This is a genomic window from Aeromicrobium erythreum (genome assembly GCF_001509405.1).
Taxonomy (GTDB): Bacteria; Actinomycetota; Actinomycetes; order Propionibacteriales; family Nocardioidaceae; genus Aeromicrobium; species Aeromicrobium erythreum.
Genome location: NZ_CP011502.1, coordinates 1125648 through 1138435, shown reverse-complemented (window position 1 = coordinate 1138435; position 12788 = coordinate 1125648). Strand labels below are relative to the sequence as shown.

Below are 12788 nucleotides of genomic sequence, written 5' to 3'. Positions count from 1 at the left end.
TTCAGATACCGACGGTATCCGAAACCGTACGCGGGGTACGGAGGCACGTCAAGACGCCCTGTCCTGACGACCAGCCCTCCACTACGATCGGCGGCGTGAGCGACGTGCTGCAGGACGACCGTGACCGGGCCCCCGACACGAGGGAGGCCGGCGACGCCGACGTCCACGACCCGAGGTGGTTCATGCTGGTCGCCGGCGTGGTCGGACTGCTGGCGGCGATCACCCTGACCATCGAGAAGGTCCGATACCTGACCGACCTCGCGGAGACGGGCAAGGGCACGACGAACTGCGACCTCAACGCCTTCGTCAGCTGCGGTGGCGTCATCAACACCCCTGAGGCGTCCGCGTTCGGCTTCCCGAACCCGATCATCGGCATCGTCGGTTTCACGGTCGTCGTGACGCTCGCCGTCCTCCTGCTCGCCGGTGTCCGCCTCCCCGCCTTCGTGTGGGCAGGGCTGCAGGTGGGCGTGCTCTTCGGGATCGGCTTCGTGACCTGGCTGCAGTACCAGAGCATCTACGACATCGGGAAGCTGTGCCCGTGGTGCATGGTCGTGTGGACGTTCATGATCCCGCTGTTCGTGGTGGTCACCGCACGCAACCTGCGCGCCTTCGCGCCGCGCTCCGCGGTCACGCGGTTCCTCAGCAACTGGACGCTGCTCGTGATCGTGCTCTGGTACGTGGCAGTGCTGTCGGCCATCTGGTTCCGCTTCGGCGAGAACCTCTGGGCCTGACGGTCAGGACGAGCCGGCCACGGCGCCGGCGAGCTCGTCGAGCACCTCGGCCAGTCGTACGTCGCGTCCGCTGACGCCGTTCACGTCGTGGCTGACGAGCCGCACGTCGACCCGGTCGTAGACGTTGGTCCACTCGGGGTGGTGGTCCATCTCGTCGATGCGCGGGGCTGCCGCGGCCATGAAGCCGATGGCGTCGGCGAAGCTCTCGAAGTGGTACGTGCGGGTCAGGCCCGACGCGTCACCCTCCCATCCGGGCAGGTGCTCGAGCGCCTGGGTGACGCGGGCCGGGTCGAAGGGCTCGTCCATGTCCCGACCGTACGCGTCAGGCAGCGGCCGCGCGAGCCCGTCGGGTGATGGCGTCGACCAGCACCTGCGGGGCGTGGTCGGGGATCCAGTGGCTGACGCCCTCGAGCACCACGAGCTCGTACGGCGCGTCCACGTGACGCGGCGTCAGGTCGACGCCGGCGCGACCGAGCGCGACGTCGCCGGTGCTCCACACCAAGGTCGTCGGCACGCGCACCGTGCCCTGCAGACCCTTGGCCGAGAACGGCAGCGCGCGGTAGAAGCCGAGGCCGCCCGTCAGCGCCCCGCCGTCGACCATCTCGGTCTGGAAGCGGGCGAGCAGGTCGCGGTCCATGCCGGCGTGGCGCAGCACCCGCTCGCGCACGCCACGCGCCCGCGTGAGCACGAGCTCGGGCACCACCGGCAGCTGGAAGAAGCCCATGTACCACGACTTCAGCAGCTGGGTGCTGCGTGCCATCGAGGCCACGAAGGCCGCGGGGTGGGGCACCGACACGGCGGTCCAGGAGAGCAGCCGGTCGGGGTGGCGCGCGGCCACGACCCAGCCGATCGCAGAGCCCCAGTCGTGCCCGACGAGGTGCACCGGCTCCCCCACGACCGCGAGGAGGGCCGCGACGTCCTCGGCCAGCAGCTCGGTCGCGTAGGCCCGGCGACCCGACGGGCGGGCGCCCGGGGAGTAGCCGCGCAGGTCGGGCGCGATCGTGCGGTAGCCGTCGCCGTGGAGCAGCTCGCTGACCTTGTCCCACGACGTCGACGTCTGCGGGAAGCCGTGCAGCAGCACGACCGGCGGGCCGTCGAGCGGCCCAGTGTCGCGCACGTCGAACGTGAGACCGTCGTGGGAGAACGTGTGGATCCGACGTCGCCTGGCCATGTCGGTGACCATACCGGCGGTACGGGCACCGCCGCACCTTGCCGGGCCGAGCCCCCGCGACCTGCTGCACGTCGCCGCCCGCTGCCGGACGGACGCCCAGCGGTCCCTGACGTCGCGCACAGCGACGCCACAGGAACGCTCGTCATCGTCGACGAGGACACACCTCAACGGAAGAGAGTCACCTGATGAACACCTCCACCGCAGCCCGACTCGGCATCGCCGGCCTCGTGGCCGGAGCCGGCCTGGCCGTCGGCGGCGTGGCGCTCGCGTCCGCGGACACCGCCTCGACCGGCAGCGGCACCAGCACCAGCGCCCGCCCCGCCGGACCGCACGGCGGCCCCGACGCGCAGGCCGCCGTGATCGCGAAGCAGCTCGGGCTGGAGCAGTCGGTCGTCGAGAAGGCGCTGGCCGCCGTCCGCGACGACCTGCGGCCCGCCAAGCCGAAGGACGGGGAGAAGCCGACCCCGCCCACCGAGGCCGAGCGCGAGCAGCGTGACGCCAAGCTGGCGGCCGCCCTGGCGAAGGAGCTCGGCGTCTCGGAGTCGAAGGTCGAGTCGGCGCTCGCCGCCGCCGAGAAGCAGGCCGAGTCCGACCGCACCGAGCGCCGCACCGAGGAGCGCAGCGCGCTGTCCGACCGGCTCGACGACGCCGTCGACGAGGGCACGATCAGCTCCTCGGACAAGGCGTCGGTCCTGAAGGCCTTCGACGCCGACCTGCTCGGACCGGCCGGTGGCCCCGGTGGCCCCGGCGGTCCCGGTCGCGGCGGACCCGCCGCACCCGACACCCAGGACGACTCCTCGTCCTGAGCACCTCCCCCGACGCCCCCGTCCGCACCTGCGGGCGGGGGCGTCGTCATGCGCGCGCATCTTCTCGTGCGTGTTTGACAATGATTCTCATTCTTGTCTAAGGTGCTCGCACCTGGCCGCCACCACGCGGCCGCCGTGTCGCCCGGTCGGTGGCGGTGAGAGAGCACCGCGACCGCGCCCGCGGTCGTCCGACCCATCCACGTCCGGTCGGCAGCTGCCCCGGACGGATCGAAGGAGAAGCATGTCCTCTGCACGTCTCATCACCGCCGTCCTCGCCGGTGGAGCCGCCTCCGTGGCGTTCAGCCTCCCCGCCCACGCCGAGACGGCCATCCCGGCCGGCCACAACGACGTGGTCGAGCTCGAGTGCACCGACGCCGGCGGCGCCGCGAGCTACGAGCTCGGCAGCCACCTCGGCGGCCAGCACGTGGCCCCGGCAGACATCGGCAACCACCGCGCCACCTTCCCGGCGTCCAGCGCGGGCGTCAGCCACACCGGCGGCGCCTGGGTCGTCGACGCCGACCTCGACTCGTCCCTGCCCGACCTCGGCTTCAGCTACGAGGTCGCCGCCGGGGCCGAGAGCGTCTGCGCCGACTCCGTGACCATCACGCTCGACTCGGGCGTGACGTTCGGCGGCTCGTCGACCGTGACCCTCACGCAGGCCGCCGACCACGTCCACGGCGAGTGGCGTCTGCCCGCGGCCAGCGCCACCGCGACCAGCTACGCGGTGAGCCTCGACGTCGAGACCGGTGACGGCGCCTTCGCCGAGACCCTCTCGCCGCTGAACATCACGGCCGGCTCCTGACACCCCGCCTCGGGGCGGCACACGCTGCCGCCCCGAGGCGCCCCTCCCCCTCCCCTGCGAAGGTCCTCATGCGCTCGTCCCTCCGACTTCCCGCGACCGCCCTCGTCACGGCCCTCACGGCCTGCCTGGTCGGGCTCACCCTGTCCGCCGTGCCGACCGTCGCCGCCGACGGCTCGGTCGCCACCGGCAAGCACGTGCTCCGCACCGTGAAGACCGCGGACGGAGGCATCGCGCTCGACTGGGTCACGCCGCCGACCGCACCGACGTTCCGCATCAGCGACGCGACGTCCTACGAGCTGCCGGACACCCCGGCGCACCGCACGCTCGGCACGCCTGGTGAGCGCGCCTGGATCAGCGGGTCCACCACCGACGACAGCGTGGCGCCGTCCGTCGCGCTCTCCTACACGGCGCGCGCGGCGGGCGACCCGACGCTGACCTACCGCATCGACGACGTCGTCGCCCCGGCCGGCGGCACCTACCAGACCTACCGCTACGACTACAGCCAGCCGTGGAGCGGGCTGGCCCGACCGCTCCTGACCCACGACGAGTTCGCGTTCGTGACGCCGATGGGCACCGGACGTGGCGCCAACGGTGCCGAGCAGTCACGCGAGGGCGTGCTGAGGACGGCGAAGAACACGACCGGCGGACTCGTGGGCCACTGGGTGCACCGCTTCACCCGACCCGGCCTCTACTGCGTGTCGCTCTCGGTCGAGGGCACGTTGTCGACCATGACGGCCCGTGCCCGCAGCGCGCCCGTGACGCTGCGCTTCGCCGTCGGCGACGCCGTGCCCGACGACGCGGCGTGCGGGACGTCGGCCAGCGGCCCCACCCCTGAGCCGACGCCGGACCCGACCGACGAACCCACCCCCGAGCCCACGCCCGAACCGACCCCTGAGCCGACCGCCGAGCCCACGCCCGAACCGACCCCTGAGCCGACTCCGGAGCCCGAGGACCCGACGTACGTCATGCGCAGCGGGCACGCCGACGTGGTCGCGCCGCGGATCGTCGGCGACACCGACCGTCGCCTCGTGCTCGACGCCTCGGTCGACGGTCACGGCCGCGTCCCCTACCGCGACCTGGTCGTCGTCCACCCCGACCTGCTGCGCACCTCCGTGCCGTCCGGCGACGACTGGGCCTTCCTCGGGACGCCCGGCCAGCCACTGTGGAACAGCCCGCAGTCGTCGGGCTCCGTCGAGGGCGGGACGAAGGCGTTCCCGTGGATCGGCAGCAGCTCCGAGGACGACGCCCTCGTGGCCAACGGTCGCCGCACCGACATGGCGATCGAGCAGGTCGCCGGCCCCGACGGAGGACGTCCGCCCGGCGACCTCTCGATCTGGACCGGCTCCTCCAGCCCGTACGTGCTGGTGAGCACACGCGGCGGCGTCCTCCCGGCCGGTACTCCGGCCGTGCTCTCGGCGGCGAGCGTCCGCAACCACGCCCACTACAACTGGTCGTTCAGCGCCCCGGGCGTCTACTGCCTGGCCGTGTCGGCGCAGACCGAGATCGCCGGCGACCTCCAGGTCCGTCGCGACTGGCTGACCATGGTGGTCGGCGACACCGTCGACGCCGACCGCGTCACCCCGTGCGCCCGACGTCTGCCGCCGCCCACCGAGCCGGCTCCCGGTCCGACGGAGCTGACGTCGGGCCCCGGCCCGCACGTCGTGACCGACGACGGCCATGTGTCGCTGCACCCGACCACGAACGCCGGCATCGCGGCCGCCTCGTGGAACACGGCACGCCAGCGTCCGGTCGCCTACACCCGGCTCGACGACACGGTCGTGCACCTGCGCAACCCCACGGTGCGCAGCTACCTCGACTCCCTGCAGCTGCTCTCGACCCGCACCCTGCGACTCGACACGCTCGGGGTGCCCGCCTCCGACGGCGGCGAGACGCTCGAGCTGCTGCGCATGCGCGGCCCGGGGCCCCTGCACCTCGACGACGCACGGTCCGACGACACCTCCCGCTCGCCGCGCACGCTGCGACCCCGCGAGGAGACGGTGCAGGGCGTGCGGGTGCAGGCGTCGCTGCCCGGCCGGTACTGCGTCGACCTGCGCTGGACGAACGGTCGCGGCGAGCGCCGCGACGCGACCCTGACCCTCGTCGTCGACGGTCCCGTGCGGCCCTCCGACCCCGACAGCCCGTGGTGGCGGGCGGCCGAGCACGGTGCGCTGGGCACGACGTGCGCCGCGGGCGCCGAGCCGGAGGGACCGTCCGACCCCGAGCCGGAGCCCACGCCGTCCCCGACGACGCCGGGACCGACCCCGAGCCCCACGCCGACGAGCAGCCCGACGCCGCCGGTCGACGAGAAGGACCCGGTCTACGACGCGCCGAACGGCTGGCGCAACGACGCCGGCGCGACGATCATCGACGAGGGCCACGTCGATTTCGCATCGCGGGTGCTCCGCGGTGCGCTGGTCACCCACGTGAAGGACAGCGCGACCGGCCGCGACGTCGCCTGGCGTCCGTTCACGTCGACGGTGCTGCACGTCGGCCGGCAGGCGGCGCAGCGCATCCCCGCGGGCGCGAACCTCGCGTTCCTCGGCCGGGCCGGCGACCCCGTGTGGCTGGCGCCCGAGACGCAGGACGAGTCGATCGTGTGGCCGGGCTGGTCCACCGAGGCGATCCCGGACGGCACGCTGCGCGGCGGCGTGCGCTGGCGTCTGCTGCGTGCGAGCGGTCCGGGCGAGATGGCGCTGTTCACATCGGTGCCCAACGGCTTCGGCACGGTCGATGTCCGCTTCAACACGCGCGACGGCATCACCTCCGCCGACGCGTTCACGATCCCGCCGCGCACGCACGCGCACGGCACGTGGGCGTTCAGCGCGGAGGGCGTGTACTGCCTCGACTCCGAGCGCACGGCGACGTCGGCCTCGGGACGCACCCTGCGGCACCGGTTCACGCTGGCTGTCGCGGTGGGACGCACCGACCTGCGCACCGTCGACCCGAAGGCCTGCTTCCGCGCCGACGGCCGACCGGGGGCGGCGGACACCCGACCCGTGCCCGAGGCGTCGCTGACCGATGCCACGACCGGCGGCGTCCGGGTGCTCAACGGGCGCGACGGGCTCGTCCGCGGGTCGCAGGCGCTCGTCTCGGTGCCCGACGTCGACGCGGGTGAGTGGGTGTCGGTGTGGCTGCACAGCCGACCGCGCTGGCTCGGCTGGGCCCAGGTCGACGCGTCGGGCGCCCTGCGCGTGCGGATGCCCGCCGACGCCCGCACCGGCGACCACCGGCTCGTCGTCAAGCGTCGCTCCGGCGAGCTCGTCGGCTGGGACCACGTGACGCTCACCGCGGCGCCCCGCGTGCCGACGGCACCTCGACCGGGCGGCTCGAACGGCGGCTCGGGCGGGTCCGGCGACGGCGGATCGGGTGCAGGCGGCTCCGGAGCGCGCGCCGCGCTGGCCGCCGGGCAGACCTGCGTGCCGCAGCGGGCGACGGTGATCTCGTCCGGGCACGTCGACTACGCGACGCGTCTCGTCGGCGGCCGGCTCCGGTCCCTTGTCGGGACCGACGGCTCCGGCGCCAAGGTCTACCGCGACCCGAAGGACGTCGTGCTCTGGGTGAAGCCCGGCAGCAAGGTCCGGCTCCCCACCGGGCTGGGTGCCGTCGGACGTGCGGGCAGCTCGATCTACCAGGTGCCCCAGACCCAGGTGCCGGACCTCGTCTGGCTCGGCTGGAACACCGAGAGCCTCGACACGAGCCAGGTCCGCGGGTCCGTCCGCTGGCGCCTCGACTCGGTCCAGGGTCCCGGCAGCCTGCGGGTCTACACGGCCGGCACGTTCGGCGGCGTGGAGCGCATGGTCTTCGACGGCCCGGGCAGCACCAGCATCCCGCTCGGCGTCCACGCCCACGCCAACTGGGCCTTCAGCAAGCCGGGCTTCTACCGCGTGGCCTTCACCCAGCAGGCCACCCGCGCCGACGGGAAGGCCGTCTCCGACCGCTCGACGCTGACCTTCGCGGTGGGCGACGTGAACCCCGCGGCGGCCGCGTCCGGCGGAGGGTGCGGTGCACTGCCGCAGTCCGACGTCGCGAGCCAGGACCGCACGCTCGAGGAGTCGGCCGAGGCAGCCGCGCAGGACCGGGCCGAGGCGGCGGCAGTCGCCCGAGGCCTGGTGCCGGAGTCCGACGACGGGGCCGTCGACACGGTGCTCTCCGCGCTCGAGAGGGGGCCGGTCAGGCTGCTGCTCGGTGTGCTCGGCGGGCTGCTGCTCGCGACGGCGGCCGGCGCGCTCTGGTGGCGTCGGCGCTTCCACGGGACGGCCGCGTGAGACGGACCTCCCGGCTCGCGACGCTCGCGCTGGCGGGCTCGCTGGCGGTCACCTCCTGCGCTCCCCCGCCGCGGTTGTCCGACCAGGACGGGCGGGTGCAGGTGGTGACCACCACGGGTCTGCTGCGCGACCTCGTGCAGCAGGTCGGCGGCGACCGGGTGAACGTCGTCTCGATCGTCCCCGACGGGGCCGACCCGCACTCCTTCGAGCCGACCCTGCGGTCGGCGCGTGACGCCGCCTACGCCGACGCCGCGTTCAGCAACTACGCGCTGCTGGAGGAGCACGCCGTCGTCAAGGTGCTCGACGCCAACATCGATGCCGGCGCGCCGAACGTCGCCCTCGCCGAGAGGGCGACGAAGTACGCCGCGGAGGTCATCCCGCTCGTGGAGAACCTCCGCCTCGACACGCCGTGGCTCGGCCTGCGATCCATCGGCGACGGCGCGGCCTTCGGCGCCGACCGGGCGTCGCAGGTGCGGCTGTCGGCGACGGCCGCGACGGGACCGGGCGACGCCTGGGCCTACCTGACCGGCACGTTCGGCGACACGACGGTGACCTTCGGGTCGGCCGACGGCTTCGACGACGACGACACCGCCGTGCTGCCGCTCGACGCACACACCCACATGTCGTGGGCGTTCACCGAGCCGGGCGTGTACCGGCTGCGGTTCGAGGCGGCGCTGCAGGTCGACGACGACGGGCCCGGGGTGCCGCGCGGCGCCGGGACCCTCACCTTCGCCGTCGGCGTCGACCCGGCACGCGCCGGGGTGGACGACGCGGTGGTCGTCGACGGAGGTCACGCCGACCTCGCCGCCGACGTCGACACCGGCCGTCTCGTGGTGCGCTACGACCCGGACGGCGGTGGCGACCACAGCCAGCGCACCCTCCCGCTCGAGGACGTCGTCGTCGAGGTCCCGACCAAGGCGCTCTCGGAGGTGCCGGCCGAGCGCAGCCTGCGGTTCCTCGGCCGCCCGGGCACGGGGGTCTACCAGCTGCCGCAGGCCGTCCTCGGCAAGCACGTGCACGGCGAGATCGACCCCCACCTGTGGCACGACGTCCGCAACGTCATGGCGTACGTGCAGCTCGTCCGCGACACCCTCGTCGACGTGGACCCGGCCGGTGCGTCCGTGTACCGCGCCCGCACCAGGGACTACCTGCGCGAGCTCGACCGCCTCGACGCCACGATGCGCCGCGCGGTCGGCAGCATCCCGGCGTCGCGGCGTCACCTGGTGACCTCCCACGACGCGTTCGGCTACCTCGCGAAGGCCTACGGCCTCAAGGTGTCGGGCTTCGTGACCCCGCACCCCGGCATCGAGCCGTCGCTCGCCGACCGTCGCCGGCTCGCGCGCACCATCGCCGACCTCGACGTGCCGGCCGTGTTCCTCGAGCCGAACCTGCGAGCCCGCTCCAGCACGCTCGTCGACGTCGCGCGTGAGCAGCACGTGAAGGTCTGCCCCCTCTACGGCGACGCGTTCGACGCCACGGTGCGCAGCTACGCACAGCTCGTTCGCCACAACGCCCGCTCCCTCGTCCAGTGCCTCGCACCCCAGGAGAACCCGTGATGCCCTCCACCCGTCCCGTCGGTGGCCCGCGCCCGTCCCGCTCCACGTCCAGGAGGAGCCCGTGGCGGCTGGTCGCCCTGGCCGCGGTCCTGGTCGCTCTCGTCCCGACCGTCGCGGTCGCCGCGGACGACCCGGACCTGCGTCAGACGGTGCGTGGCGACGACCCCGTCGTCACCGACGTGAAGGTGCTCGAGGGCGGCCACGTCGACCTCGGGCCCACCTACGTCGACGGCGCGTGGCGCTTCCTCGTCCACGACGACACCGCGAAGGCCGACCCGTCGAAGCAGAGCACCTGGCGCCTGCCCGACAAGACCGTGTTCGCCGTGCCCGACGCCGTCCGCCTCCCCGCCCCCGACGACCCGACGTACGCGTTCCTCGGCGCGAAGCCGGGCAGCACCGTGTGGGCGCTGCCGCAGACGCAGGCGGCCGGAGCCCCCTGGGTCGGCTGGAACACCCAGGAGCCGCGGGTCATGGAGACGATCGACCGCGGCATGACGCTGCGGCTCGAGGGCGTCCAGGGTCCCGGCCGCATGGTCACCTACCTGCAGTCCGGCTCGTTCGAGGAGCCCGAGGTGCTGTGGACGTCGGCGAAGGACGCCCGCCAGGACTTCTTCGTCGACGTGAACACGCACACGCACGCGAACTGGGTGTTCACGGAGCCGGGCGTCTACCTCGTGCGCGTCAGCGCGATCGCCGACCTCGTCGACGGCGGCACCGCCACCGACACCCAGGTGCTGCGGTTCGCGGTCGGCGACGGCACGGACCCGCAGGAGGCGCTCGCCGCCGCGTGGCGGGGCAGCACGCAGGCACCTGGTTCCACCACCGACACGGCCGCCGCGCCGACCAGCGACGACGGCGTCCTCGTGACGGTGCTCGTCGTGGCCATCGCCGCCCTGGCCGTGCTGCTCGTCGTCGGCGCCGTCGTGGCCGTCGTCCGGCTGCGCGGCCAGCGTCGCCGCGCGCTCGGCGGGACGGACGTCGCATGACCGCGGTCGGCACGCCACACGACGCCGCCTCGCCGGACGTCGCAGGGGCGTCGGCACGCAGCCGGCCCGAGCCGCCCGCGGAGCGGGGGCTGCGCGTCTCCGGCCTCGCCGTCGACCTCGCCGGCCGTGCCGTGCTGCGCGACGTCGCGCTGACGGTCGAGCCGGGGCAGGTCGTCGGGCTCGTCGGACCGAACGGAGCCGGCAAGACCACGCTCATGCGCGCGGTGCTCGGGGTGGTCCCCCGCCGGGGCGGCGAGGTCGTCGTCGACGGTCGCCCGGTGCGGCCGGGGCGCTCCGGCATCGGTCACGTGCCCCAGCGGGTCGACGTCGCCTGGGACTTCCCGGTGAGCGTCGCCGACATGGTCGCGTCGGGGCTCACCGGCACCCGCTGGACCGGGTGGCGCCCCGGAGCGGCGGGGTGGCGCGCCGTGGCCGACGCGCTCGAGCGCACCCACGTGCGCGACCTCGCCGACCGGCCCGTCGCCGAGCTGTCGGGAGGTCAGCGCCAGCGCGTGCTGCTGGCCCGCGCGCTCGTGCTGCAGTCGTCGGTCCTGCTCCTCGACGAGCCCCTCACCGGTCTCGACGTGCCGGCCCAGGACCTCATCACCTCCCTCGTCCGCGAGCTCGCCGACGACGGGCTGGCCGTGCTCATGTCGACGCACGACCTCGTCGGCGCCGTCGACCAGTGCGACCGGTTCGTGCTCGTGAACGGGACCGTGCGCGCCGACGGACCGACCCGCGAGGTCGCCGCCGACGTGCAGGCGTGGGTCGAGACGTTCCGCACCCGCCCCGACAGCGCGCTCGTGCGCGCGCTCCAGGCGGTGTGACGTGGGGTTCCTCGACTTCCTGGCCGACCTCGTCAACCCCGACCTCGCGTTCCTGCCCCGCGCGCTGGCCGTCGCCGTCGCGTCGGCGCTCGTGTGCGGGGTCGTCGGCTGCCACGTCGTCCTGCGCGGGACGGCCTTCATCGGCGACGCCGTCGCGCACGCGGTGTTCCCGGGCCTCGCGGTCGCGTTCGTGCTGTCGGCGAACCTCGTGCTCGGCGGCGCCGTCGCCGGGGTGCTGACCGCCGTGCTCATCGCCGTCATGGCCCAGAACCGCCGACTCCGCGAGGACTCGGTCATCGGCGTGCTGTTCGTGGCGGCGTTCGCGCTCGGTGTCGTGATCATCGCCCAGGCGCCCGGCTACGCCGGCTCGCTGCAGCAGTTCCTGTTCGGGTCGATCGCCGGCGTCGACGACGGCGACCTCGTGGCCGTCGGCGTCGTGACCGTCGTCGTCCTCGCCGTGTGCGCGTGGCTGCACCCCGAGCTCGTCAGCGTCGGGCTCGACCGCGAGGGCGCCCGCGCGCAGGGGGTGCGCGTGTTCTGGGTCGACCTCGCGCTGTACGTGCTCATCGCGCTGAGCGTGGTGGTGAGCGTGCAGACGATCGGCAACGTGCTCGTCCTGGCGCTGCTGGTGACCCCGGCCGCCACCGCGCGGCTGCTGACCTCCAGGCTGGGGGTCATGATGGTGCTGGCCCCCCTGATCGGAGCCGTGGGCGCGTTCGTCGGGCTCTACGTCTCGTGGACGTGGGACCTCCCGACCGGCGCCGTCGTCGTGCTGACGCTCACGACCGTCTTCGTCGTGACCTGGCTCGTCGCGCCACGGCACGGGATGCTCGCGGCATGGACCGGCCGTCGACCGGCCGCGGCGCGGGGCGTCGCATGAGGGAGCGGCTGCCGGTGCTGGGTGCCGGGCTCGCCGGGCTGCTCGGCGTCGCGCTGCTGGTCGTCGCGGTCGTCCTGCCCGACGGCAGCGGCTCGCAGGCACCGGCTGCAGCGCGTTCGACGACGTCGGCCGCACCACAGGCGGTGGCGTCGCGGACCGCCGAGCCCGACCCGGCTCAGGTGCCCGTGGCCCAGCTGCCCGACGGCGCCTGGATCGACGCGACGGCCGCGTCGACCGGTGTCGAGGCACGGGTGCTGCGCGCGTACGCCGGTGCAGCCCTGCGCCTGGAGCGTGAGCAGCCCGGCTGCCGACTCGGGTGGAACACGCTCGCGGCAATCGGCGCGGTCGAGTCCGAGCACGGCACCATCGACGGCTCCGTCGTCACCGACGACGGCGTCGCCGACCCGCCGATCGTCGGCGTGGCGCTCGACGGCGGCGACGTGCGCGCCCTCAGGGACACCGACGACGGCGAGGTCGACGGCGACGACCGCTGGGACCGCGCGGTCGGCCCGATGCAGTTCCTGCCCTCGACCTGGGAGCGGTGGGGCGCGGACGGCGACGGCGACGGTCGCGCCGACCCGCAGCACGTCGACGACGCCGCCCTCGCCGCCGCCCGGTACCTGTGCCACGGCGAGCGCGACCTGACCCACGGCCCCGACTGGGTGGCCGCGATCTCCTCCTACAACGAGGGCAGCGAGTACCACGCCCGGGTCCTCGAGCAGGCGCGTTCCTTGGCGTCGCTGGCGGCGCGCTGACGAGCCAGC

Annotated in this window: 11 protein-coding genes; 9 read left to right on the top strand and 2 right to left on the bottom strand. The window is 74.2% G+C overall.

Annotated elements, in window-relative coordinates; genetic code table 11:
* The first annotated feature begins 95 nt into the window (after positions 1-95).
* Positions 96-731, top strand: coding sequence for a vitamin K epoxide reductase family protein (locus Aeryth_RS05400; protein WP_202967710.1), 636 nt, complete (start codon positions 96-98; stop codon positions 729-731).
* Positions 732-734: 3 nt separating this feature from the next.
* Here the strand turns inward: Aeryth_RS05400 and Aeryth_RS05395 are convergent, their stop codons facing one another.
* A complete protein-coding gene (locus tag Aeryth_RS05395) occupies positions 735-1037 on the bottom strand; it encodes a 4a-hydroxytetrahydrobiopterin dehydratase (protein ID WP_067855643.1) in 303 nt (100 codons plus the stop codon).
* A gap of 16 nt (positions 1038-1053) precedes the next feature.
* Positions 1054-1902, bottom strand: coding sequence for an alpha/beta fold hydrolase (locus Aeryth_RS05390; protein WP_067861387.1), 849 nt, complete (start codon positions 1900-1902; stop codon positions 1054-1056).
* A 185-nt stretch (positions 1903-2087) separates the two neighbouring features.
* On the opposite strand from Aeryth_RS05390, the gene Aeryth_RS05385 reads away from it, so the two are divergent.
* From Aeryth_RS05385 to Aeryth_RS05350, 8 genes are all read left to right on the top strand, one after another.
* Complete coding sequence (locus tag Aeryth_RS05385) at positions 2088-2708, top strand: prolipoprotein diacylglyceryl transferase (RefSeq protein WP_067855640.1); 621 nt, start codon at positions 2088-2090, stop codon at positions 2706-2708.
* 241 nt (positions 2709-2949) lie between these two features.
* A complete protein-coding gene (locus tag Aeryth_RS05380) occupies positions 2950-3510 on the top strand; it encodes a hypothetical protein (protein WP_067855637.1) in 561 nt (186 codons plus the stop codon).
* Positions 3511-3578: 68 nt separating this feature from the next.
* On the top strand, positions 3579-7775 hold the full coding sequence (locus Aeryth_RS05375) for a TIGR03773 family transporter-associated surface protein (RefSeq protein ID WP_067855634.1): 4197 nt from the start codon (positions 3579-3581) through the stop codon (positions 7773-7775).
* On the top strand, positions 7772-9331 hold the full coding sequence (locus Aeryth_RS05370; RefSeq protein WP_202967709.1) for an anchored repeat ABC transporter, substrate-binding protein: 1560 nt from the start codon (positions 7772-7774) through the stop codon (positions 9329-9331). The genes Aeryth_RS05375 and Aeryth_RS05370 overlap by 4 nt, the downstream gene beginning before the upstream one ends.
* Positions 9331-10317, top strand: a complete 987-nt coding sequence (locus Aeryth_RS05365; RefSeq protein WP_083516578.1) for a choice-of-anchor M domain-containing protein — start codon at positions 9331-9333, stop codon at positions 10315-10317. The genes Aeryth_RS05370 and Aeryth_RS05365 overlap by 1 nt, the downstream gene beginning before the upstream one ends.
* Positions 10314-11144, top strand: coding sequence for an anchored repeat-type ABC transporter ATP-binding subunit (locus Aeryth_RS05360; RefSeq protein ID WP_083516276.1), 831 nt, complete (start codon positions 10314-10316; stop codon positions 11142-11144). Before Aeryth_RS05365 ends, Aeryth_RS05360 begins: the two co-directional genes overlap by 4 nt.
* A gap of 1 nt (position 11145) precedes the next feature.
* Positions 11146-12024, top strand: a complete 879-nt coding sequence (locus Aeryth_RS05355; RefSeq protein WP_067855628.1) for an anchored repeat-type ABC transporter permease subunit — start codon at positions 11146-11148, stop codon at positions 12022-12024.
* Complete coding sequence (locus Aeryth_RS05350; protein WP_144433683.1) at positions 11982-12779, top strand: lytic transglycosylase domain-containing protein; 798 nt, start codon at positions 11982-11984, stop codon at positions 12777-12779. Before Aeryth_RS05355 ends, Aeryth_RS05350 begins: the two co-directional genes overlap by 43 nt.
* Positions 12780-12788 lie beyond the last annotated feature (9 nt).